The sequence below is a fragment of the Amycolatopsis sp. NPDC005003 genome (assembly GCF_053600695.1).
This window is the reverse complement of sequence record NZ_JBSGAI010000030.1, coordinates 64,783-88,228: the sequence shown is the minus strand read 5'-3', so window position 1 is coordinate 88,228 and position 23,446 is coordinate 64,783. Positions and strand designations below refer to the sequence as shown.

The following is a 23,446-nucleotide window of genomic DNA, read 5'->3' as shown; positions in this document are numbered from 1 at the left end:
CGCCAGCGAAGAGGAATTCATGACGAGCAAGTGTCCTTTCAGCGGGGAAGACGCAGCCCCGGTGTTCGACGCGGAGTACTTCGCCGCTCCCTACTCCCGGTACGCAGAGCTTCGCGAAGCCGGCCCGGTCCACCGGATCTGGTTGCCGGAGGGCATGCCCGCGTGGATCGTCACGCGGTACGACCTGGTGAGCGAGCTGCTCAAGGACAAGCGGCTGGTCCGCAACCGCAGGCACGCCAACGAGACCTACAAGAACGAGCTGCTGCCCGAGGCGGTGCGGGAAGGCAACCTCCACATGGAGGACGGCGAGCTGCACACGCGGCTGCGCCGGTTCATGAACTTCGCGTTCACGCCCAAGCGGATCGACGCGCTGCGGCCACGGATGAGCAAGGTCGCCGACGAGCTGCTCGAGTCGTTCGCCGCCACCGGCGGCGGTGACCTGATGACGGCGTTCGCCGAGCCGATGCCGATCGCGATCATCGTGGACATCCTCGGCATCCCGGCCGACATGCACGGTGACTTCCACACGTGGAGCGACATGATCATGTGCGGCGACCTGGAGGACGCGCACACGGCCGGTGGCAACCTGATCAAGTACACCTTCCAGCTGATCGAGCGCAAGCGCGCCGAACCGCTCGACGACCTGCTTTCGCACTGGGTGCACAGCAAGGACGAAGAGGGCAACGGCCTCAGCGACACCGAGATCGTCGGGATGACCTTCTTCCTCCTGCTCGGCGGCTACGTCACGACGTTCGGCTCGTTCGGCACCGCGGTGCTCGGGCTGCTGACGCAGCCGGACAAGGCCGAGCAGCTGCGGGCGAACCCCGGGATGATCCCCGAAGCCGTCGAGGAGTTCCTGCGCTGGGACGGCTCGGCGCAGAACTCCATGCGGCGGTTCGCCCTCGAAGACATGGAGATCGAAGGCGTCACCATCCCCAAGGGCGACACGGTGATCCTCTCGCTGGGTTCGGCCAACCGCGACCCGCGCCGGTTCCCCGACCCGGACGTGCTCGACTTCGACCGCGAGGACAAGCAGCACTGGACCTTCGGCCGGGGACCGCACCACTGCCCCGCCAAGGAACTGGCCCGGATCGAGCTGCAGGTGATGATCGGCAAGCTGCTCTCCCGGTTCCCGGACCTGTCGCTGGCCGTGCCCGCCGAGTCGATCGAGTGGCGGCCGAACTACATCTTCCGCGCACCGCGCAAGCTGCCGGTGTCGATCTGATGCCCGAGTCGTTCCACAGTGAACTCCGACGAGGTTGATATGCCGAGCAAATGCCCAGTCCACGAACTGCCCGTGCCGTTCGACGAGGGATACTTCGCCGATCCCTACCCCATCTACGCGAAGCTGCGGGAAGACGCGCCGATCCACCGGGTCTGCCTGCCGGAGGGCCCGCCGGTCTGGCTGGTCACCCGGTACGACGACGTCGCCGAACTGCTGAAGGACCGGCGCCTCGTGCGCAACCGCAGGCACGCCAACAGCGACTACGAGAGCGAACTGCTGCCGGTGCTCGTCCGCGAGGGCAACCTGCACATGGAGGACGGCGAGCTGCACACGCGGCTGCGCCGGTTCATGAACTTCGCGTTCATGCCCAAGCGCATCGCCATGCTGCGCACGCGGATCGAGGAGGAGACCAAGCGCCTGCTCGACGAGATCGAAGCCAACGGCGGCGGCGACCTCATGCACATGCTCGCCGCGCCGCTGCCGATCCAGATCACCATCGACCTGCTCGGCATCCCGCGCGACATGGGCGGCAACTTCCGCGGCTGGAGCGACGCGATGCTCGGCGGGGTGATGGAGGAGGCACGCACCGCCGGCAAGCAGCTGATCGAGTTCATCTACCACCTCGTCGAGCGCAAGCGCCAGGACCCCGACGACGACCTGATGTCGCACTGGGTGCACGGCAAGGACGAGGAAGGCCACGGCCTGAGCGAGCAGGAGATGGTCGGGATGACCTTCTTCCTCGTGCTCGGCGGGTACGACACCACGGTCGGTTCGATGGGCAGCAGCATCCTCGCCCTGCTCACCCAGCCGGACCAGGCGGCCCGGCTGCGGGCGAACCCGGCGCTGATCCCCGACGCGGTGGAGGAGATGCTGCGCTGGGACGGCTCGGCGCACAACGCGCTGCGCCGGTTCGCCATCGAGGACATGGAGATCTGCGGCACGCCGGTCAAGGCGGGCGACACGGTGATCCTCAGCATCTCCTCGGCCAACCGCGACCCGTCCCGCTTCCCCGACCCGGACGTGCTCGACTTCGACCGCGAGGACAAGCAGCACTGGTCCTTCGGCCGCGGCGCGCACCACTGCCCGGGCAAGGAGCTCGCCCGCATCGAGATCCAGATCATGATCGAACAGCTGCTGACCCGGTTCCCGGACATCAAGCTGGCGATCCCGAAGGACCGGATCGAGTGGCGCCCGAACTACCTGATCCGGTCACCGCGAAAGATCCCGGTGACCATCCGATGATCACCGGTGAACACCCGGCCGGGCAGCTCGCGCGGTACGACACCGACCGCGAGCTGCTCGAGCGGGTCCTGCGGGTGTACCGGGAACACTGCCGGTACCTGAAGACCGCGGAACTGACCGCGCGGCCGGACCCGCCGGCCGAGGTCGCGGTGTCGGGCGCCTTCGCGATCCCCGAGTCGTGCTACATCGACGACACCGGGCACTTCAACGCGGTCGAGTTCAACATCTGTTACAACCAGATGGCGTACTACCTGATCGCCAAGGCGGTCAAGGACGGGCTCCACCCGGTCTTCGCCGGGTGGACGCTCGACGACTTCTGGCGGCTGCAGCTGGGCAACATCCTGATCACCGACTTCAAGAGCACGTTCAAGCGGCAGATGCGCGGGAAGCTCTTCGAAGGCCGGGTGGCCGTCACGGACGTCGTCCGGCTCGAGAAGACCGAACGCTGGGACCCGTTGGTCGTCATCCGCACCAAGTGCGGGTTCTGGGACGAGACGGGCGGAAACTGCCGAGGTGAAGTGAAGATTGCCATCTCCAATCCCGTCTGACGAGCGGCCGCAGGCCGTCGAGGAGCTGCTGGCGCTGCCGAGGCCGGATCGGCGGGACATGCTGGAGGCGCTGATCTCCGCCGAGTTCCGGCAGGCCCTGCTGATGTCCGAAGAGGACGAACTGCCCACCGACGAGAACTACTTCGCGCTCGGCCTCACCTCGTTGCGGGCGGCCGAGATCAAGCAGCGGCTCGAAGCCCGGCTCGGCTGCGAGCTGGACACCTCGGTGCTCTTCGACAGCGCGACCATCCGGCAGGTCGTCGACTTCGTCGCCGAAGTGGCGCTGCCCGGTGTCGTCGTGGCCGCCCCGGTGGCCGCGGCGGAGGCACCACGGACGGGTCATCGGCCGCTGGTCGACGACCTGATCAAAGACCTTTACGAGCGCTGACGTCACGCAAAAGCCGCCACGCCAGGCGGTGCAAGGGAGGAAGAACGGTGTCCGAGACTCGTGCCGACCTGTCCCGTGAGCTCGACGATGCCCGCGCGGCTCTGGGCCGGCAGGAGAATCTGCTGCGCGAGCTGCTGCTGGAGAAGTACGAGCCGATCGCCATCGTCGGGGTCGGCCTGCGCTTCCCCGGCGGCAGCACGACGCTCGCCGAGTTCGAGGAGTTCCTGCGGGCGGGCCGGTCGGGAACGGGCCCGATCCCGGACGACCGGTGGGACGTGGACGGCTACTTCTCCGCCGAAGGGACGGTGAAGGGCAAGACGTCGGCGTCGGGTGGCGGTTTCCTCGGCCAGATCGACCGGTTCGACCCCGGGTTCTTCAACATCTCCCCCAAGGAAGCCCAGTACATCGACCCCCAGCACCGGCTGGGGCTCGAGACGGCGTGGGAAGCGCTCGAGGACGCCAACATCGACCCGTCCGCGCTGCGCGGCGCCAACGGCGGCGTCTACGTCGGCATTTCCTGTTTCGACTACACGCTGGAGATCGGGGCGCTGGCCGACGACGAGCTCGACGCGTACGTCGGGACCGGAACCGCGCACAGCGCGCTGCCCGGCCGGATCTCCTACCTGCTCGGCTGGCGTGGCCCGAGCATCGCGATCGACACCGCCTGCTCGTCGTCGATCGTCGCGCTGGACCTCGCGGTGCAGGGACTGCGCCGCGGCGACTGCGAAATCGCCATCACCGGCGGGGTGAACGCGATCCACCACCCGTTGAACCACATCGTGTTCTCCCAGGCCGGCATGCTGTCCACGGACGGCAGGTGCAAGACGTTCGACGAGTCGGCGGACGGCTACGCCCGCAGCGAGGGCGCCGGGATGATCGTCCTCAAGCGGCTCTCGGACGCCAAGCGGGACGGTGACCGGATCCTGGCGCTGATCCGCGGCACCGCGGTCCGCCAGGACGGGGAAAGCGGCGGCCTGACCGTGCCCAACAGCGTCGCGCAGGAAGCGGTCATGCGCGCGGCGCTGGATCACGCTTCGCTCCGACCGGACGACGTCCAGTACGTCGAAGCGCACGGCACCGGGACCTCGCTCGGCGACCCGATCGAGATGCGCTCGATCAGCGGTGTGTTCGCCGGCTCGCACACCCCCGAAAAGCCCGTCGTCGTCGGCTCGCTCAAGACCAACATCGGCCACATGGAGGCCGCCGCGGGCATCGGCGGCGTCATCAAGACCGCGCTGCAGCTGCACCACGGCCGGATCTACCCGCACCTGCACGTGGACCACCCGTCCGGCCACATCCCGTGGGACCGCGCCCCGGTTGCCGTGCCGCGGCAGGTGGTGCCGTGGCAGGCACCGGTGCGCCGGGCCGTGGTCAACTCGTTCGGCTTCGCCGGCACCATCGCGTCGGCCGTCCTCGAGCAGACTCCGGACAAGCTCGCCGCGCCCGCCGAACCGGCCGCCGTGCCCGCCGGGGAGAGCGAAGTGTTCGTCCTCTCCGCCAAGAGCCCCAAGGCGCTTCGCCTGCAGGCGGCCAAGTACCACGACTTCCTCACCGCCCACCCGGAGGTGGAGCCGCGGGACGTCTGCTACACCGCGGCGGTCGGGCGGGCGCACTTCGACGAGCGGCTGGCCGGCGTGGTGTCCGGCCGGGACGAACTGCTCGAGCTGCTGGCCCGCGAGCCGGCCGCCGCGAGCGGTGACACGTACAAGGTGGCCATGCTGTTCACCGGCCAGGGCTCCCAGTACCCCGGCATGGGCCGCGCGCTCTACGAGCGCTACCCGGAGTTCCGCGCGCGGCTGGACGAGTGCGACCGCTTGTTCGCCCGGCACCTCGGGCTGTCCATCCGGGACCTGATGTTCGACGCCGACGCCGACCGGCTGGAGCGGACCGAGTTCGCCCAGCCCGCGCTGTTCGCCGTCGAGTACGCCACCGCGAAACTCTGGCTCAGCTGGGGGATCGAGCCGAGTGTCCTGATCGGGCACAGCATCGGCGAAGTGGTCGCCGCCGCCATCGCGGGGCTGTTCTCGCTCGAGGACGCGGTGCTGCTCGTCGCGGCGCGCGCCAGGCTGATGCAGTCGGTCTCGGCGGCCGGGGGCATGGTGTCCGTCGCGGCGACGGCCGACGAGCTCGCCCCGCTCGTGGCGGAGTACCCGGACCTGGCGATCGCCGCCGTCAACGCGCCCGGGTTCTGCGTCGTCTCCGGCGCGGCGGACGCGCTCGCGGAGATCGTCGAGCGGCTGACCGCGCAGGGTGTGAAGACCAAGCCGCTGGCGGTCTCGCACGCGTTCCACTCGCCGCTGATGCACCAGGTCTTCGACGCGTTCGCCGCGGCCATCTCCGGCATCGCGTTCCGTGAACCGGACCGCACGCTGATCTCCAACGTCACCGGCGCGGTCGCGCCGCCGGAGCTGATCTCGACCCCGGAGTACTGGGTCCGGCACATCGGCGCACCGGTGGACTTCGCCGCGGGCATGGCGGCCATCGCCGAACGCGGCAGGCACGCGTTCGTCGAGGTCGGCCCGGCGGCGACGCTGCTCGGTCTCGGCCGCCGGTGCGTCGACCCGGGCGGGCACCTCTGGCTGGGCAGCCTGAACGCCGACGACACCACGGGCGAAGTGCTCAGGAAGTCGGCCGCCGAGCTGTACCGGGCCGGGTTGCCGATCTCCTGGGCGGACTACTTCCGCGGCCGGGAAGGCCGGCGGATCACGCTGCCGGCGTACGCGTTCGACCGCAGGCGGTACTGGCTGCCCGCGACGGCAGGCCGCAAGCAGGACGGCGGCGGGGCGAGCCTGCACCACCCGCTGCTCGGCGCGCCGGCGCAGCACGAAGACGGGACCAGGGAGTTCCGCGCGACGATCAACCCCGACCAGCCGCGCTACCTGCGTGACCACGTGGTCATGGGCCAGGTCGTGGTGCCCGCCGCCGCGTACGTGGAGGTGCTGCTCGCGCTCCAGGACGTGGTGTTCGGCGAGACCGGCCGCCCGCTGCGCGACGTCGGTATCCACGAGCCGCTGATCGTCTCCGACGAATACGAGGTCGAGGTGCGGACGGTGGTGCGGCTGTCCGGAGACGGCCGCGCCGAGGTCGGGATCTTCAGCCGGATCGCGGGCGAGGAGAACGGCATCGAACGCCGTCACGTCACCGCCGTCATCGACGCGCCCGCCGGCTCGCTGCTGCCCGAACTCGCCGAGTCGGCATCCGTGCTGCGTGGCCGGGCGGCGGCGCCGGTGGACGCCGAGCCGGTGGTCACGTCGCCCGAAGACCTCTACGCCGACTTCGACGACCTCGGCCTGTCCTACGGCACCGAGTTCGCCCGGATCACGTCGCTGGTGCGGGAAGGCGAAGGCGTCGCGGTCGCCGAGCTCCGGGGGTACGACACCGGTTCCCTCGAGCACCTGCCGCCGTTCCTGCTCGACAACGTGATCCAGTCGGTCGCGGGCGTGCTCGACGACGGCGAAAGCTACCTCCCGGTCGGGTTCGGCACCCTGCAGCTGCTCAAGAAGCCGAAGGGGAGCACGCTGCGCAGCCTGCTGCGGATCACGAGCGACGACCTCACCAGCCGCGAGCTGACCGCCGACATGCTGCTCCTCGACGGTGACCGCCTGGTGTTCGTGGCGCGCGGCCTCGCCTTCCGGCGCGTCGTCGCCGGACCGAACGAGCAGCGCCGGCAGCTGTTCCACGAAACCCGCTGGATCAAGCGTTCGCTCGTGCGCACGTCCCGGGCCGAGCCGCGCGACGTCGTCGTGGTCAACCGCACCGCCGACCGGTTCGGCAACCTGGCCGGCGCCCTGGAGTCCGCCGGGATCCGGGTGCGGTACGCCGCGGACGCGGCCGGCCTCGCGGCGTTGCTCGCCGAGCGCAAGCCGACGGACGTGTGCTGGTTCTGGCGGCCGGCGGCCGCGGGCACACTGCACGAAGAGGCCGAGCGCAACTACACCGACCTGCTCGCCGCACTGGACGTCCTGCAGCGGAACAGCTTCGGCCAGGGCCAGCGGTGCTGGCTGGTGACCGAGGGTGCGCAGCGGCTGCCGGGTGATCCCGCCGGTGCCGGCACCCCGCCGCTCGCCGCTTCGCTGTGGGGCTTCGGCCGGTCACTCTGGTCGGAGAGCCCGGCGTACCGGCCGACCCTGGTCGACGTCCCCGAAGGCGATTACGCGCCGCTGCTGGACGAGTGGCAGCTGGCCGAAGCCGACGAGTTCCAGATCGCCTACCGGGACGGGCACCGGCACGTACGCCGGATCCAGGCGGTCGGCCCGGCCGGACCCCGTGACGAGAACTTCACCCTGTCCACCGGCAAGGACGGCGAGTTCGCCGGGATCCGGCGGACGCCGATCGAGGACGTGGACCCGCAGGGCACCGAAGTGCAGGTCCGGATCCACGCCGCGGGGATCAACTTCAAGGACGTGCTCAACGCGCTGGGGCTGCTCGAACAGCACGCTGTCGACACCGGTACCGAGTACCACGAGCTGCCCCTCGGGTTCGAGGGTGCGGGCACGGTGCTCGCGGCCGGCCCCGACGCCGAGTTCGAGCCCGGCGACGAAGTGATCGTCAGCCACCTCGGCTGCATGCGCAAGCGCGTGACCGTGCCGTCGGTGATGGTGGTGCGCAAGCCGCCGAACATCGGCTTCGCCGAAGCCGCCGGCCTGCCGACGGCGTACGTGACCGCCTACTACGCGTTGCACACGCTGGCCGGGATCAAGCGGGGCGACCGGGTGCTCATCCACGCCGCGGCCGGCGGGGTCGGCCAGGCGGCCGTGGCGCTGGCCAAGCTCGCCGGGGCCGAAATCTACGCCACGGCGAGTCCCGGGAAGCACGAATTCCTGCGGGCGCAGGGCATCGAGCACGTGCTGAACTCCCGCACCCTGGAGTTCGCCGACCGGCTCCGGGACCTCACCGGCGGCCGCGGTGTCGACATCGTGCTCAACAGCCTCAACAAGGACTTCATCCCGGCGGGTGTCGGCGCGCTGGCCGACGGCGGCCGGTTCGTCGAGCTCGGCAAGATCGGCATCTGGTCGCCCGAGCAGGTCCGTGCGGTGCGCCCCGACATCGCCTACCACAACTTCGACCTGAGCGAGTTCCCCGAGGCACAGCTGCAGCGGATCAACAAGGACATCCTCGAGACCGTGTCGGGCCTGCTGGCCGCCGGCGAGATCGCGCCGATCACCACGACCGAGTACACGCTCGACGAGATCGAGGAGGCGTTCGGCGTCCTCAGCCGCGGCGCGAACATCGGCAAGCTGGTGCTGGACTTCACCGGGCGTCCCGCGCTCGGGGCGGGACCGGGGATCGCCGTCGACCCGGACGAGACGTACCTGATCACCGGCGGCCTCGGCGCGCTCGGCGTGGTCACCGCCCGCAAGCTGGTCGACGAGGGCGCCCGGCACCTGAGCCTGGTCAGCCGCCGGCAGCCGGACGAGCGAACCCTCGCCGAACTCGCCGGGCAGCTCGGTGCGGACGTGCAGTTCGAGCTGTACCAGGGCGACATCGCCGACGCCGTGGACGTCGAGCGCATCGTCAAGGCGATCGGCGCGAGCGGCCGGCCGCTCGGGGGCATCGTGCACGCCGCCGGTGTCCTGGCCGACGGGCCGATCTCGTCGATGACGTGGGACCAGATCGACAAGGTGTTCCGGACGAAGGTCTACGGCACCTGGCTGCTGCACCAGGCCGCGGCGAAGTTCCCCGAGCTGAAGTTCTTCGTCGGCTACTCGTCGATGTCCGCCGCGCTCGGCCCGGCGGGCCAGGCGAACTACGCCGCGGGCAACGCGTTCATCGACGCGGTGATGGAGGACCGCGCGGCCGCCGGCCGGCCGGCGCTGAGCGTCGGCTGGGGCCCGTGGGCGGAGGTCGGCATGGCGGCCGGCCTCACCGAGCAGATGATCAAGGGCATCGAGGGCCAGGGCCTGCGGTTCCTGAAGCCGCGGACGGGCGCGCGGGCCCTGTGGAAGCTCCTCGGCCAGCCCGTGACCGGAGTACTGGTCGGCGAGGTCGAATGGGACCGCTTCGTCCCGTCGCGGCCGGCGGCCAACGCGCTGTTCCGGTCGGTGGCGCGCAGTGCCACGGTCGCCGACCGGTCGGTGGACCTGGCCGCGCTGCTGGCGCTGCCGAAGAACGACCGGCGGGCGGCGATCAACGAGGCCGTGCGCCGCCGGATCGCCGACCTGCTGCGGTTCGACGACGCCGACGACATCTCGCCGCAGGCGAAGTTCATGGAACTCGGCGTGGACTCCCTGATGGCCGTGGAGATGAAGAACGTGCTGGAGTCGGCGTTCCGGGTCGCGCTGCCGACCTCGGCGGTGTTCGACTACCCGTCCGTCGCGCTGCTCGCCGCGTTCGTCGACGAGCAGCTCGTCCCCGCGTCGGCGACGGAGGACACCGGGACCGGTGCCGTGGCGGTCATGTCCGAAGAGGACATCGACGCCGAGCTCGCCGCGCTGCGGGGGATGTGAGCGGTGAAGGACTACATCGACTCGCTCGAGCGGCTTCCGCACAAGCAGCTCGTGATGCTGCTCGCGCGCCAGCGGCTGGCGGCGACCCAGGGCATCGCCGTGGTCGGCATGGGTCTGCGCTTCCCGGGCGAGCTCGACGGTCCCGCGGCGCTGTGGTCGGCACTGCGGGACGGCCGGGTGGTCTTCGACGGGGCGCCGGCCGTGCCGCTCGACAGTGCGGGCCGGCCGCGCTGGAACCTCGCCGCGCCGGATCTGCGGCCGTACGCGGACCTGCTGCGCAAGGGTTCGTACCTGCGATCGATCGACCTCTTCGACGCGGAGCGGTTCGGGATCGGCGACGAGGAAGCGCGGTACCTGGACCCGCAGCAGCGGCTGCTGGTGACGTGTGCGGCGGAGGCGCTCGCCGACGCGGGCGTCGACGACGTGACCGGCTTGCGGGCGGGCGTCTTCGCGGCGGTGAGCACCGTGGAGTACAACTACGCCGCGCTGCGCAACGGGGTGAGTGACGACGGCCTGTCCGCCTACATGGGACCGGGCAGCGCACTGAGCGCGGCCGCCGGCCGGATCGCCACCTGCCTCGGGCTCGACGGTCCCGCGCTCACCGTCGACACCGCGTGTTCCTCCGCGCTGACCGCGCTCCACCTGGCTTGCCAGTCGTTGCGGGCGGGCGAATGCGACGTCGCGGTCGTCGGCGCGTGCCACCTGCTGCTGGCGCCGGGGACCTTCGGGGTGTTCGCGAAGTCGGGGATGCTGTCGCCGACCGGGCGGTCACGGCCGTTCGACGCCGCCGCGGACGGCTACGTCCGCGGCGAAGGCTGCGGGGTCCTCGTGCTGCGACGGCAGCAGGACGCGGCGAAGGCCTACGCGGTGATCAAGGGGACCGCGGTGTACCAGCACGGTTCGCGCGACACGATCGGCCGGGTGTCGGCCACCGGCCAGGCACGCGTGATCCAGCACGCCCTGCGCGCCGCGGACGTCGAGCCAGAACAGGTCCGGTACGTCGAGGCCCAGGCGAACGGGGTGCGCCTCGCCGCCGTGATCGAGGCCGAGGTGCTCGCGGACGTCTACGAGCGCAAGGGAGCCGACCGGCCACCGCTGCTGGTCGGCTCGGCCAAGGCGAACCTGGGCTATCTCGAGACGGTCTCCGGGATGGCCGGCCTGATCAAGGCCGTGCTGGTGGTCCGGAACGGCGAAATCCCGCGGCAGGTGGGTGTTTCCGTGCCGGACCCGGACGTGGCGTGGTCGCGGCTGGGGCTGGAGATCCCGCGGGAGAACACCCGGTGGCCCGGCAGCGGCCGCCGGCTCGCGGCCGTGAGCTCGTTCGGGTTCACCGGGACCTACGGCCACGCGATCGTGGAGTCCGTCCGCGACGAGGTGTCGTACGCCGGTTCCGAAGTCGCCACCCGCACCGGCCGCAGCTACTGGCCGGAGACGCACCGCTGGTCATGAACGGACAGGAGCGAAAAACCACCATGTTCTACGGCGAGCTTCGGACTCTCGACGAGACGGTCGCGTTCCACGCCCGGAACCGGCCTGGGCACCCGGCGATCCTCTGCGAGGACCGCCGGGTCAGTTACGCCGAGCTGCACCGCCGCAGCAACCGCGTCGCCCGCGCGCTGGCCGCCGCGGGCGCCGGGCCGGGCGCCAGAGTGGTCTGGCTGGGCCGGGACTCCGAGCACTACTACACCCTGCTGTTCGCGTGCGCCAAGGCGAAAACCGTGCTGGTGCCGGTCAACTGGCGGCTCACCGCGTCCGAGACCGAGCACGTGCTGCGCGATTCGGGTGCGCACATCGTCTTCGCCGAACACGACTTCCGCACGGTGGTCAAGGAAGCCGGGGCCGGCCTGGCCGTGGCACCCGAGGTGGTGACCGTCACCGCGTCGGACCCGGACGGCGGCCTCGACGAGTGGGCGCGCGAAGCCTCCGACGACGACCTGGGCCTGCCGGTCGACCCGGACGACCCGATCGTGCAGATGTACACCAGCGGAACCACCGGGCTGCCCAAGGGTGTCGTGCTCGCGCACCGGAGCTTCTTCGCGGTCCGCAACGCCCTGGCCGAGGCCGGTCTCGACTGGATCGACTGGCGGGCCGGGGACATCAGCCTGCTCGGCGTGCCGGGGTTCCACATCGGCGGCCTGTGGTGGGCGCTGCAGGGCTTCCACGCCGGCATCACCAACGTCGCCCTGCGCACCTTCACCAGCGGGGACGCGGTGCGCCTGATCCGCGAACACCGCGTCACGACCATGTGCGTCGTGCCGGCGATGCTGCAGATGATGCTGGCCGAGCGCGCGGTGACCGACGACGACTTCGCCAGCGTGCGCAAGATCGTCTACGGCGGCTCGCCGATCGGCGAGCGCCTGCTCGCGCAGGCCATCGAGCGGATCGGCTGCGAGTTCGCCCAGATCTACGGCCTGACCGAGTCCGGCAACACCGCGGTGTGCCTGCCGCCGTCCGAGCACGTCGTCGGCGGACCGCGGATGACCGCGGCCGGCCGGCCGTACCCCGGGTTCGCGCTGCTGGTCAAGGACGAAGACGGCAACGAGCTCCCGCCGCGCGAGATCGGCGAGGTCTGGATCCGCACCCCCGGCCACATGCTGGAGTACTGGGGGCTCGCCGAGGCGACGGCCGAGACCCTGGTGGACGGCTGGCTGCGCACCGGTGACGCCGGCTACCTGGACGAGGATGGCTTCCTGTTCATCTGCGACCGGATCAAGGACACCATCATCGTCGCGGGCGAGAACGTCTACCCCGCGGAGATCGAGAACGCGCTGACCAAGCACCCGGCCGTGGCGGAGGCCGCCGTCGTCGGGATCCCGGACGAGCGGTGGGGCGAGGCGGTGCACGCCTTCGTCGCGCCGGCGCCCGGTGCCCAGGTCAGCGGCCGCGAGCTGATGATCTTCCTGACCGGCCGCCTCGCCGGGTTCAAGATTCCGACCGGTTACGAGTACATCGACAAGTTGCCGCGCAACGCCAGCGGGAAGATCCTCCGGCGGCAACTCAGGGATTCCTTCTGGCAAGGAGCCACCCGTAAGGTGAACTGACCGGCAATCGGAAGGATCGAGAATGAACTCGTTGGCTGCCATCCAATTCGGCCTGAAAGCCGCGGCCGCGGTTTCGCCGGGCCTTGCGGGGAAACTGGCGTTCCCGTTGTTCGTGCGCACCGGGGCACGGGCGCCGGTGCGCCCGGCCGAACAGGCGGTACACGACGCGGCCACGACCGAGCGGCTGCACGTCGACGGCAAGGAGCTCGCGGTCTACAGCTGGGGCGAGAGCGACCGCCGCGTGCTGCTCATGCACGGGTTCGACAGCCGCGCGTCGAGCTGGGCCGCGCTCGTGCCGGGCATCTTGGACCGCGGCATGTCGGCGGTGGCGTTCGACTCGTTCGGGCACGGTGCTTCGGAGGGCGACCGGTCGACGATCGTGGACACCGCGGCCGCCGCGCGGGCCGTGGCGGACAAGTACGGGCCGTTCCACGCGATCGTCGCGCACTCGTTCGGCGGGCTCTGCGCGTACCACACGATCCGGACCGGCGTGCCGGTCAACCGGCTGGTCACCATCGCGGCGATCTGCGATTTCGGCTACCTGCCGGTGCTTTTCACCAAGCGGCTGGGGCTCGGCAGCAAGGTCGTCGACGACCTGCGGCGGCGCAGCGAGCAGTACTTCCTGCCCGAGCAGGACATCTGGAACCGGTTCTCGGCGACCTACCAGGCGGCCGACCAGACGTGGCCGCTGCTGGTGATCCACGACGACAAGGACAAGGAAATCGACGTAGCGCAGGGGCGGAAGATCGCGAGCACCTACGAGCAGGCCGAGTTCGTGGAGACCTCCGGCCTCGGCCACCGCCGGATCCTGGCCGACAGCGAGGTGGTCGGCCGGACGCTCGAGTTCATCGCCCGGGACGAAACCGGGTGAGCTGCTGATGGAACAGGAAGGGGACCGATGACCACGGGGCACCAGGCTGGGGAAGTCGACGCCGGGATCCGCGACGAGATTCGCCGGATCGTCGCCGACATCGTCGAGGTCGACGTCGAGGAGGTCGGCTGGAACAGCCACTTCTGGGACGAGCTGGAAGCGGATTCGCTGCAGGGCATCGAAATCCTGTCGGCGCTGGAACGCAAGTTCCGGATCACCATCGAACAGTCGGCGCTGTCGGTGATGCACGACGTGCAGAACACCTACGAGGTGGTCGTGGCCGCCCTGCGGGTCGCCCAGGCCGGAGCGCGCTGACATGCCGGTGCAGCAGTCCGGTCGCGAGCCTGTCGTCATCACCGGGCTGGGTGTCGTCAGCAGCATCGGTACTGCCGTGGGGGAGTTCGCGGACGGGCTGCGGCAGGGGCGTTCCGGCGCCCGCCCGATCACGGCGTTCGACACCGAGGGGTTCGCGCACACCACCGCGTGCGAGGTCCCGGATTTCGAGCCGGAACGGTGGATCACCCGGCTGGCGCCCGGCGAACTCGGGCGGGCGACCCAGCTTTCGGTCGCCAGCGCGCGCATGGCGCTCGGCGACGCGGGCCTGACCGAAGAGGCGGTCCGCGAACGGCGGGCGCTGGTCGCGATCGGGACGACCTACGGCGAGTCCGGCGAGCTGGACCACATCGTCCAGCGGCAGGTGGCGAGCGGCACCGACGGCGTCGATCCCGCCGCGGCGGTGCGCTCGTCGTCGAGCAGGCTTTCGGTGGACGTGGCCAGGGAACTGGCGCTCACCGACGTCGAAGCGGTGACAATCCCGACCGCGTGCGCGGCCGGCAACTACGCCATCGGCTACGGGTTCGACGCCGTGGCCGGCGGCGAGGCCGAAATCGCGTTGTGCGGGGGCGTCGACGCGTTGCTGCGGATGACTTTCGTGACGTTCTACCGGCTCGGCACCATCGCGCCGGAGCACTGCCAGCCGTTCGACCGCAACCGCAAGGGCATCCTCACCGGCGAGGGCGGCGCCGTGCTGGTGCTGGAGACGCGGGCTTCGGCGCTCGCCCGTGGCGCGCACATCTACGCGGAGGTGCTGGGCTACGGCTTGGCCTGCGACGCCCACCACCCGGTCGCACCCGACGAGGCGAGCGTGGCCCGCTGTGTCCGGCAGGCGCACCGCAATTCCGGGATCGCACCGGACCAGGTCGACTACATCTCCGCGCACGGCACGGGGACCCGGGCCAACGACGTGATCGAGGCGGCCGCGATCAAGCAGGTCTTCGGTTCGGCACCCCCGCCGACGTCGTCGATGAAGTCGATGCTCGGCCACAGCATGGGCGCGGCGAGCGCGCTCGCCGCGGCGGGTTGCGCGCTGGCGCTGGAAAACGGGTTCATCCCGCCCACCGTCAACTACACCGAGCCCGACCCGGAGATCGACATCGACTGCGTGCCCAACGTGGCGAGGAAGGAAGAACTCCGGGTGGTCCAGAACAATTCGCTCGCCTTCGCCGGCAACGACGCGGTGCTGATCCTCGGCAAGTACGACCAGAGCGGATGGCGATGACCACTTCAGTGATCACGGCGTGGGAAACGTTCTCGCCGTTGGGGCACGGCGCGGAAGCCCACGTGGCCGGCCTGTTCTCCGGCGAAGGGGTGCGGGACGCGGTCGAGGGCTTCGACGTCCGCGCGATCCTCGGGAAGAAGGGGACGCGGGCGATGGACCGGACCGCGGGCCTCGCCGTCGCGACGACGGGCCGGCTGCTGGACAAGATCGGCCGGGACCGGTACGCGGCGGACGACCTCGGCCTGGTCCTGGGCACCAACGACGGCGTCCAGAGCGTGATGGACTTCCTCCGCGACACGTGGACCAGGGACAAGCCGTACGACGTCGATCCGGCGCACGTGCCGCGGACCCTGATGAACTTCGCGGCCGGGCAGTGCGCGATCTGGTACGGGATCAAGGGCCCGAACACGACCATCTGCGGCAGCCACGCAACCGGGTTGCTGACGTTGAACTACGCGCGCCGGATGCGCGGCAACGGGCACGCGAAGGCGGCGGTCTGGGGTGTGGTGGAGGAGCTGTCGGCCGGCCGCAAGGCGGTCGAAGCGGCCCGTTCGGCCGAGCCGAACCCGAGCGAGGGCTGCGTGATGTTCCTGCTCGAAGCGCCGGAGGCGGTCGGCGAAGACCGCCGCGCGCTGGCCGAAATCCTCGCCGTGGACTTCGGCGTCTACCACGAACCGGACGAGCTCACGCAGGCACTCGGCGCGTGCCTGCGCCGGGCCCTGCGGCGCGCGGGTGCCGACGCCGGCCAGGTCGCTGCCGTCGTGCCCGCGTCTTCGCTGAGCCGCGGCGCCCGCGAACGGGCGGCCGTCGCCGAGGTGCTGCCGGACGCGCCGGTGCGCACGAAGACCGCGGAACGACTCGGCGACACCGGGGCGGCGTCGGCCGCCTACCAGATCGTCGAGCTGCTCGCGGAGCCCGGAGAACCGGGCCGGATCGGCGTGGTGACCACCTCGGACGCGGAAGGACGGGTGGGATGCGCGGTGCTCCGGATCTGCTGACCCCGCTCGAATGGCGGTTCACCCGGACGGGCCCGGACACGGTACGGACCGGCGTCGACCCGGGCTCGGCGTTGTTCGCCGGGCACTTCCCGGCGCGGCCGGTGGTTCCCGCCGTGTGCCTGATCGACCTGGTCCACCAGGCCGCCGTGGAACTGGGGCGGCCGGTGGGGACCGGGCGGCTCGACGTCGCCAGGGCCCGGTTCGTCGGCGCGGTGCGGCCGGGTGACGAGCTCGAGGTGACCGTCACCGTCCAGCCCGACGGGCAGCTGGTCGGCGAGGTGCGCAGGCTCGGCGAGCCGGCCTGCCGAGTCCGGTTCTCGGCGCCGTGACCGCCCGGCACGCACTGCGCGACCTGCTTCCGCACCGCAGCCCCATGCTGCTGCTCGACGAGATCACGACGGTCGAACCCGGGGTCCGGCTGGTGGCGCGCCGGACGATCGCGGCGGACGCGCCCTGGTGCCGGACCGGGCTCGCGCCGTACCTGCTCCTCGAATCGTGGCTCCAGGCGTGCGCGGCGCTGGCGTGCTGGGAGGCCCCGCAGCCGGAGGGGGAGGTGCTGGTCGCCGGGCTGCGTGACGTGCAGGCCGTCCGGCCCGCGCGGCCCGGCGAGACCGTGGAGCACCACGTGGAACTGGTGCGGCGGGTGACCGGTTCGGCGATCTGCACGGGCACGGGCTCGATCGGCGGCGAGACGGTGCTGTCCGTCGGCCAGGTGACGATCGGTTTCGAAGACGGGAGGGGACGATGACACAACGCCGGGTGGCGCTCGTGACCGGTGGTTCGCGGGGGATCGGGCGCGCGATCGTGCTGCGGATCGCGCAGTCGGGTTACGACGTGGCTTTCTGCTACCACTCCCGGCGGGACGAAGCGGCCGAGGTGGAGAAGCTGGCGGCCGAGCACGGCGCCGCCACGCTGGCCTGCCAGGTCGACGTCACCGATGCGCAGGCGGTGCAGGCGTTCGTGCGGCGGAGCGAGGACGAGCTCGGCCCGGTCGAGGCGGTGGTGACCTCCGCGGGGATCACCCGCGACCGGCCGATGGTGGCCATGTCCGACGAAGACTGGAGTTCGGTGTTCCGGACCAATGTGGACGGAACGTTCTTCGCGTGCCGGGCCGCGGTCTTCGGGATGATGAAGCGCCGCTCCGGCACCGTGGTCACGCTGTCGTCGATCGCCGGCCGGGACGGCCAGCCCGGGCAGACCAACTACGCGGCGGCCAAGGCCGCGATCTCGGCGTTCACGAAGTCGCTGGCCAGGGAGGCCGGCCGGTACGGCATCCGGGCGAACACCGTGGCTCCCGGTTACATCAGGACCGGGATGACGGAGTCGATGTCCCAGGACGTCCTGGACAAGGCCATGCCCCGGATCCCGCTCGGGCGGCTCGGCACCGCGGAGGAGGTCGCGGACCTGGTCGAGTTCCTGGTGTCCGGCCGCGCGGCCTACATCACCGGCCAGGTCTTCGCGATCGACGGCGGCCTCCTGCTCTGACCCCTTCGGCCGGGCCCGCGCCGCCGCGTCCGGGCCCGGCTCCGGCACGCCCGCGGGTCTGGCACGAACGTTCGTTCGTATGTTAGGGTAAGATCACTTTCGAGTTCAGGGGGCGGGGTTGTGGGTGTCGGCGCAACGAAATCGCGGGACACGGGGCTGAGCTCGCGGGAGCTCGTCCTGAAGCACGCGCTCGACCTGGCGTCGCTGGAAGGGCTGGACCGGCTTTCCATCGGCAGGCTCGCCGGCGACCTGAACCTCAGCAAGAGCGGCCTCTTCGCGCTCTTCGGCTCGAAAGAACGGCTGCAGCTGGCCGTCATCGAGGCCGCGCGCGCGTTCTACGTGGAGCACATCATCCTGCCCGCGCAGCGGGTGCCCGCCGGCGTCGGCCGGCTGCTCGCGCTGATGGACCGGTTCCTCCTCAATTCCGAAGAACACTGGCTGCCGGGTGGCTGCTTCTTCACACCCGTGGCCCACGAATTCGATTCGCGTCCCGGCCCGATCCGCGACGCGATCGGCACGCTGATCCAAGAGGGGAACGACGTCCTCGCCCGGCAGGTCCACATCGCGGTGGCCAAGCGCCAGCTGCGTCCCGGCACCGAGGTCGCCCAGATCGCGTTCGAGCTCCAAGGGCTGCTCTTCGCGGCCAACCTGCACGGCCAGCTCGGTTTTCCGGGTGCCTTCGCTGTGGCGCGGTCCGGGGCCCGCAAGCTGCTGCTCTGCCACGCGGCCGACGAGAACGCACTGGCGGAGCTGTTTCCCCAGACCTGATCTTCCGACGGTGAACCAGCAGGACAGCACAAGGGCGGGAGCTGTATGCGCAACACCTCTGAGCTGCCGGTACTCGACGACGCGGTCCGGTCCGCGCAAGGACCGTGGTGGGAGTGGATACCGGACGTCGGGAAGGAGCACCGGTTCAGCCGGCTCGGCGACATGGTTTTGGTGCACCGCTACGAAGACTGCTGGGAGGTCCTGCGGGACACCAAGCGGTTCCGGGAAGGCGTCTTCGCCGCTGTGCAACGGCTCGACGGGATCGACCCACGGTTCGTGGAACGCCGCAGCAAGTCCATCCTGTCGCTGGAGGGCGAAGACCACCAGCGCCTGCGCCGGCTGGCGCTGCCGGCTTTCCGTGCCCCGCTGATGGATCCGCTGCGGCCGCGGATGCGCCGGATCTTCGCCGAAATGGTCGATGCCGCCTCCGCCGGCACCGCGGTCGACGCGGTGTCCGCGTTGACGAGGCAGTACCCCCTTTCGGTGATCTGCGCCGTGCTCGGCGTGCCCACCGACGACCTGGCGTTCTTCTCCGAAATCGCCGAAGCCCAGGTCAGCGGGCTGAGCGGTTCGCCGGACACCTTCCCGGCCGCGATGCGCGCCTACGACGAGCTCGACCGGTACCTGACCGAGCTGCTCCAGCAGCGCAGCGAGCGGCCGACCGACGACCTGCTGACCAACCTGGTCCGCGCGGAGGAAGACGGTGACCGGCTCAGCCGTGAAGAACTGATCTCCCTGGTGGCCACGCTCCTGGTGGCCGGGACCGACACGACCAGGACCACGCTGGCCAGTGCCGTCTACCTGTTCGCCAAGTACCCGGAGCAGTGGGACGACCTGGTCGCCAACCCGGAACTGGTGTCCGGTGCGGTCGACGAGGTGATGCGGTTCGCGCCGACGGTGTTCGTGATCAAGCGGATGACGCTGACCGACGTCGTTCTCGGTGACCTGGACATCGCGGCCGGAACCCAGGTGGCGACCCTGGTGGTGATGGCCAACCGCGACCCCGACGTCTTCGCCGACCCCGACCGGTTCGACATCCGGCGGGTCACCCGGCGGCCCAACCTCGGGTTCGGCGCCGGCTACCGGCACTGCATCGGCAACGCGCTGGCCCGGGCGGAACTCGAAGAGGCGCTGAAGGTGCTCATCGAGCGCTTCGAACGCATCGAGCCTGCGGGCGCGCCGTCGTGGCGTCGTCCGGACAACATCCAGGGGCCGACTTCACTGCCGGTCCGGCTGATCCCGTCCGGTGCGGACCGGCTGCGCGAGAAGGTGTCGAGATGACCGAGCAGGTTTCCCCGCGGCAGGGTGCCCGTCCCGGCGCCGTGCTGCTGTTCGCCTCGTCGGCGACGTTCGTGGCGTTCCTCGACGTCACCGTCGTGAACATCGCCTTTCCCAATCTGCGGGCGAGTTTTCCCGACGTCCCGGTGTCGTGGCTGACCTGGGTCGTCACCAGCTACACGGTGATGTTCGCGGCGCTGTTGTGCGCGTCCGGCCGGCTGGCCGACGTGGTCGGCAGGCGCAAGCTGTTCAGCTACGCCACCGTCGCGTTCACGGTGGCCTCGCTGTTGTGCGCGATCGCCCCCAGCATCGGGCTGCTGACCGTGTTCCGTGCGTTGCAGGGTGCCGCGGCGTCCGCGCTGATCCCGTCGGCGCTCGGCCTGGTGCTGGCGGAGAGCCCGCCGGAGAAGCGCGCCGCGGCGGTCGGCACCTGGGGCGCGGCCGGGGCGATCGCCGGTCTCGTCGGCCCGGTGATCGGCGGCGGGCTGGTGGAAGCCTTCAGCTGGCGTGCGGTCTTCCTGATCAACGTCCCGCTCGGGATCATCGTCGTGTACGGCACGCTGCGGACGATCCGGCGCGACCAGCCGGTCAAACAGGCCCTGCCCGACCTGGTCGGCACCATCGCGGTCACCGCCGGTGTCGGTGCGTTCGTGCTCGGCCTGTCCGAAGGCGAAACCTGGGGCTGGGGCACCGTCGCGACGCTCGCCACCGTGATCGGCGGCGTCCTGGTGACCGCGCTGGGGCTCCTGCGTTCGCGCCGGCACCCCGCGCCGGCGGTGGAGCTTTCCCTGTGGCGCAGCCACGCGTTCGCGCAGACCAACGTGATCGCGGCGTTCTTCGGCGCCGGGATGTACGCGGTGCTGTTGAGCAGTCCGCTGTTCCTCACCGGGATCTGGCACTACTCGGTGTTCGAAGCCGCGCTCGGCGTGACACCGGGTGCGGTCACCTCCGCGGCCGCCGCGATCGCGGTCGGCCGGTGGGTCAGTCCCCGCGGCCGGCCGCTGATGATCGTGCTCGGCTCGCTGCTGGTCGTCGCCGTCACCGTGTGGATGACCTTCGGGCTGGGCGCGGAGCGGCAGTTCCTGCTGGTGTGGCTGCCCTGCAGCTTGCTCAGCGGCCTCGGGATGGGCGCGGTGCTCACCGGGTTGGCCAGCATTGCGGCGGCTTCGCTGCCCCCGGTCAGTTTCGCCGCCGGCAGCGGGCTGCTGATGGCGGCCCGTCAGGTCGGTGGTGCGCTCGGGGTCGCCGCGGTCGCTGCGATCCTCAGCGTGGGCGGGAACCAGACGCTCGATTCCCTGCTATCGGTGTTCGGCTTCTGTGCGATCACCAGTGGGGTGGCCGCGGTGTTCGGTATCCTGCTGTACGTCCGGCTGCGGGCGCCACACACTCCTGCTGTGCCCGCGGAGAACCAGCAAGCGGGCGTGCGGCCCACCTGACGAAGGACATCGGAGAACCCATGCCAGGCTCGCGAGTGCTGTCCGTCGGCCACTACCAGCCGGCCAAGGTGCTGACCAACAACGACATCGCCCAAATGGTGGATACCAGCGACGAATGGATCCGCACCCGGGTCGGCATCCGGACGCGGCACATCGCGGATCCCACCGAGACCATCGACGAAATGGCGGCCCGGGCGGCCCGGAACGCGCTGGAGGGCGGGGCGGTCGCGGCCGCGGAGATCGACCTGGTGATCGTGGCGACGACCACGGCGACGGACCGGTCGCCCAACATGTCCGCGCGGGTGGCGGCCAAGCTCGGCATCCCGGGCCCGGCCACGGTGGACGTCAACGTGGCCTGCGCGGGGTTCTCACACGCGCTCGCTCTCGCCGACCAGGCGATCCGGGCCGAATCGGCGACGCGGGCGGTGGTGGTCGGCGTCGAGCGGCTGACCGATTTCGTCGACTGGCAGGACAGGTCCGTCAGCGTCCTGGTCGGCGACGGCGCGGGCGCGGTGGTCGTCGAGGCGTCCGATGAGCCGTTGATCAGCCCGGTGGTCTGGGGATCCGTGCCCGAAATGGGCAGTGCCGTGCGGATCGAAGCGGTTCCGGGCACCTTCCAGCAGGAGGGTCAGGCCGTGTTCCGCTGGACCACCACCGCGTTGCCCGACATCGGGCTGAAAATCTGTGCCCGCGCGGGGGTCGAGCCGGCGGACCTCGACGCGGTGGTGCTCCACCAGGCGAACCTGCGAATCATCGAACCCGTGGTGCGCAAGCTCGGCGCGGTGAACGCCGTGGTCGCCCGGGACGTCGTCGACTCGGGCAACACGTCGGCGGCGAGCATCCCGCTGGCGCTGTCGAAACTGGTGCAGCGCCGGGACGTCAAACCCGGCGCGCTGACCTTGCTGCTGGGATTCGGTGGCGGCTTGTCCTACGCCGGACAGGTGATTCGATGCCCGTGACCGGACAGGTGATCTCACGCGACGAACGCTCCTTCGCCCGCGAGCAGCCGGACGCTGTCGCTGTGGTTGAGGATGCTGTCGCGGCTGAGCACCAGCCGGTGGAGCTCCTGCATCTTGCCGGCCGGTTCCATGCCGAGCCGATCGATCAGCCGCTCCCTGAGCCGGGCGTACACGGTCAGTGCCTCGGCCGTCCGGCCGGACCGGTAGAGCCCGATCATGAGATAGCCGTGGAAGTTCTCCCACTGCGGGTACTGGGCGACGAGCGACTGGAGCTCGCCGACCACGTCGTGGTGGCGGCCGAGCCGCAGGTCGATGCACAGTTTGCGCTCGATCGTGGCCAGCCGGCTCTCCTCGAGCCGCTTGGCGAAGTGGTGCAGCATCGCGCCGCCGCGGACGTCGGCCAGCGCGTCACCGCTCCAGAGGCTGAGCCCCCGGTGCAGCTGCTCGGACGCGGTGCGCAGGTCACCGGCGAGTTCGGCTTCCGTGGCCTGCGCCAGCCGGAAGCGGAACAGCGAGAGGTCGATGGCGTTTTCGGCGGTCTGCAGCACGTAGCCGGGCTGCCTGGTCAGGAGCACGGTTTCGGAGTCGTTCATCAGCCGGCAGAGCAGCAGGTGCTTGCGCAGCTGCGACACGTAGACGTGCATCGCCGTGGCCGCGGTGCGTGGTGCCCCCTCCGGCCACAGCTCTTGGGCCAGCTGCGAGACCGGGACCACCTTCCCGGCGTTGATCACCATGGCGGCGAGCAGGATGCGCAGCTTCAACGGTTTGGGCGTGTGGTCCGCGCCGCTTTCGTCAAGCAGGCGGAGTGGCCCCAAGACGGCAAACCTCATCCGGTTCCTTCCCCCAGAAACATCAAGATTCGTCGCTGGTGCTCCGCGCCCGTCCTCCCCAGCAGGCGGGCGCCCACGATCGAATTTGTTTCTCCCCTCACTGTACGCGACACGAGTGCGAGGGGATAGCAGCACGACGCTGTGCCCCGACTTGCGCCGACCAGCTTATCGCACGCCGGGGCGGTTGCGGCACCTTTTATGTCCCTGTCATCGGAATCATCGTCCGTTCGGCGCAATAGGCTGGGCGAGGCGACCGGTTGGCGTAGCGGTGACTGGCTGTATTCGTTGCGGTACAACAAGGTCCTGAGCGCTGGTTTACCACCCGATCTGGCGATTGTGGTGACTCCGCGTCGCTGTTCGGCCTCGCACACGA

19 protein-coding genes are annotated in these 23,446 nt (G+C 70.4%); 18 read left to right on the top strand and 1 reads right to left on the bottom strand.

What is annotated here, in order from left to right:
- Window positions 1–19: 19 nt before the first annotated feature.
- The 18 genes from ACWED2_RS30670 (at window position 20) to ACWED2_RS30585 (ending at window position 22,243) form a co-directional block, all read left to right on the top strand.
- A complete protein-coding gene (locus ACWED2_RS30670; protein WP_449693984.1) occupies window positions 20–1,225 on the top strand; it encodes a cytochrome P450 family protein in 1,206 nt (401 codons plus the stop codon).
- Window positions 1,226–1,297: 72 nt separating this feature from the next.
- The gene (locus ACWED2_RS30665) at window positions 1,298–2,467 is read left to right on the top strand and encodes a cytochrome P450 family protein (RefSeq protein WP_449693983.1); all 1,170 of its coding nucleotides are present in this window, start codon (window positions 1,298–1,300) and stop codon (window positions 2,465–2,467) included.
- The gene (locus ACWED2_RS30660; protein ID WP_449693982.1) at window positions 2,464–3,015 is read left to right on the top strand and encodes an FcoT family thioesterase; all 552 of its coding nucleotides are present in this window, start codon (window positions 2,464–2,466) and stop codon (window positions 3,013–3,015) included. Before ACWED2_RS30665 ends, ACWED2_RS30660 begins: the two co-directional genes overlap by 4 nt.
- Window positions 2,993–3,403 (top strand): acyl carrier protein, encoded by a 411-nt coding sequence (locus tag ACWED2_RS30655; RefSeq protein ID WP_449693981.1) that lies wholly within the window; start codon window positions 2,993–2,995, stop codon window positions 3,401–3,403. Before ACWED2_RS30660 ends, ACWED2_RS30655 begins: the two co-directional genes overlap by 23 nt.
- A 47-nt stretch (window positions 3,404–3,450) precedes the next feature.
- Window positions 3,451–9,849 carry a type I polyketide synthase gene (locus tag ACWED2_RS30650; protein ID WP_449693980.1) on the top strand — a complete coding sequence of 2,133 codons (6,399 nt, stop codon included), beginning with the start codon at window positions 3,451–3,453 and terminating at the stop codon, window positions 9,847–9,849.
- Between the two features lie 3 nt (window positions 9,850–9,852).
- Window positions 9,853–11,298, top strand: a complete 1,446-nt coding sequence (locus ACWED2_RS30645; protein ID WP_449693979.1) for a beta-ketoacyl [acyl carrier protein] synthase domain-containing protein — start codon at window positions 9,853–9,855, stop codon at window positions 11,296–11,298.
- A complete protein-coding gene (locus ACWED2_RS30640) occupies window positions 11,295–12,890 on the top strand; it encodes a long-chain-fatty-acid--CoA ligase (RefSeq protein ID WP_449693978.1) in 1,596 nt (531 codons plus the stop codon). Before ACWED2_RS30645 ends, ACWED2_RS30640 begins: the two co-directional genes overlap by 4 nt.
- A gap of 22 nt (window positions 12,891–12,912) precedes the next feature.
- Window positions 12,913–13,761 (top strand): alpha/beta fold hydrolase, encoded by an 849-nt coding sequence (locus ACWED2_RS30635; protein ID WP_449693977.1) that lies wholly within the window; start codon window positions 12,913–12,915, stop codon window positions 13,759–13,761.
- 27 nt (window positions 13,762–13,788) lie between these two features.
- Window positions 13,789–14,076: an acyl carrier protein gene (locus tag ACWED2_RS30630; RefSeq protein ID WP_449693976.1), complete on the top strand. Its 288-nt coding sequence runs from the start codon at window positions 13,789–13,791 to the stop codon at window positions 14,074–14,076.
- A gap of 1 nt (window position 14,077) precedes the next feature.
- Window positions 14,078–15,319, top strand: coding sequence for a beta-ketoacyl-[acyl-carrier-protein] synthase family protein (locus ACWED2_RS30625; protein WP_449693975.1), 1,242 nt, complete (start codon window positions 14,078–14,080; stop codon window positions 15,317–15,319).
- A complete protein-coding gene (locus ACWED2_RS30620; protein ID WP_449693974.1) occupies window positions 15,316–16,317 on the top strand; it encodes a beta-ketoacyl synthase N-terminal-like domain-containing protein in 1,002 nt (333 codons plus the stop codon). The genes ACWED2_RS30625 and ACWED2_RS30620 overlap by 4 nt, the downstream gene beginning before the upstream one ends.
- Complete coding sequence (locus ACWED2_RS30615) at window positions 16,293–16,646, top strand: hypothetical protein (protein WP_449693973.1); 354 nt, start codon at window positions 16,293–16,295, stop codon at window positions 16,644–16,646. The genes ACWED2_RS30620 and ACWED2_RS30615 overlap by 25 nt, the downstream gene beginning before the upstream one ends.
- Complete coding sequence (locus ACWED2_RS30610) at window positions 16,643–17,065, top strand: 3-hydroxyacyl-ACP dehydratase FabZ family protein (RefSeq protein WP_449693972.1); 423 nt, start codon at window positions 16,643–16,645, stop codon at window positions 17,063–17,065. The genes ACWED2_RS30615 and ACWED2_RS30610 overlap by 4 nt, the downstream gene beginning before the upstream one ends.
- Window positions 17,062–17,802: a 3-oxoacyl-ACP reductase FabG gene (gene fabG, locus ACWED2_RS30605; RefSeq protein WP_449693971.1), complete on the top strand. Its 741-nt coding sequence runs from the start codon at window positions 17,062–17,064 to the stop codon at window positions 17,800–17,802. The genes ACWED2_RS30610 and fabG overlap by 4 nt, the downstream gene beginning before the upstream one ends.
- A 120-nt stretch (window positions 17,803–17,922) precedes the next feature.
- Window positions 17,923–18,570: a TetR family transcriptional regulator C-terminal domain-containing protein gene (locus ACWED2_RS30600; protein ID WP_449693970.1), complete on the top strand. Its 648-nt coding sequence runs from the start codon at window positions 17,923–17,925 to the stop codon at window positions 18,568–18,570.
- Between the two features lie 45 nt (window positions 18,571–18,615).
- A complete protein-coding gene (locus ACWED2_RS30595; RefSeq protein ID WP_449693969.1) occupies window positions 18,616–19,851 on the top strand; it encodes a cytochrome P450 in 1,236 nt (411 codons plus the stop codon).
- On the top strand, window positions 19,848–21,284 hold the full coding sequence (locus ACWED2_RS30590) for a DHA2 family efflux MFS transporter permease subunit (protein WP_449693968.1): 1,437 nt from the start codon (window positions 19,848–19,850) through the stop codon (window positions 21,282–21,284). The genes ACWED2_RS30595 and ACWED2_RS30590 overlap by 4 nt, the downstream gene beginning before the upstream one ends.
- Before the next feature lie 20 nt (window positions 21,285–21,304).
- Window positions 21,305–22,243, top strand: a complete 939-nt coding sequence (locus ACWED2_RS30585; protein ID WP_449693967.1) for a beta-ketoacyl-ACP synthase III — start codon at window positions 21,305–21,307, stop codon at window positions 22,241–22,243.
- 14 nt (window positions 22,244–22,257) lie between these two features.
- On the opposite strand, the gene ACWED2_RS30580 is transcribed toward ACWED2_RS30585, so the two are convergent.
- A complete protein-coding gene (locus ACWED2_RS30580; protein ID WP_449693966.1) occupies window positions 22,258–23,004 on the bottom strand; it encodes an AfsR/SARP family transcriptional regulator in 747 nt (248 codons plus the stop codon).
- Window positions 23,005–23,446: the final 442 nt, after the last annotated feature.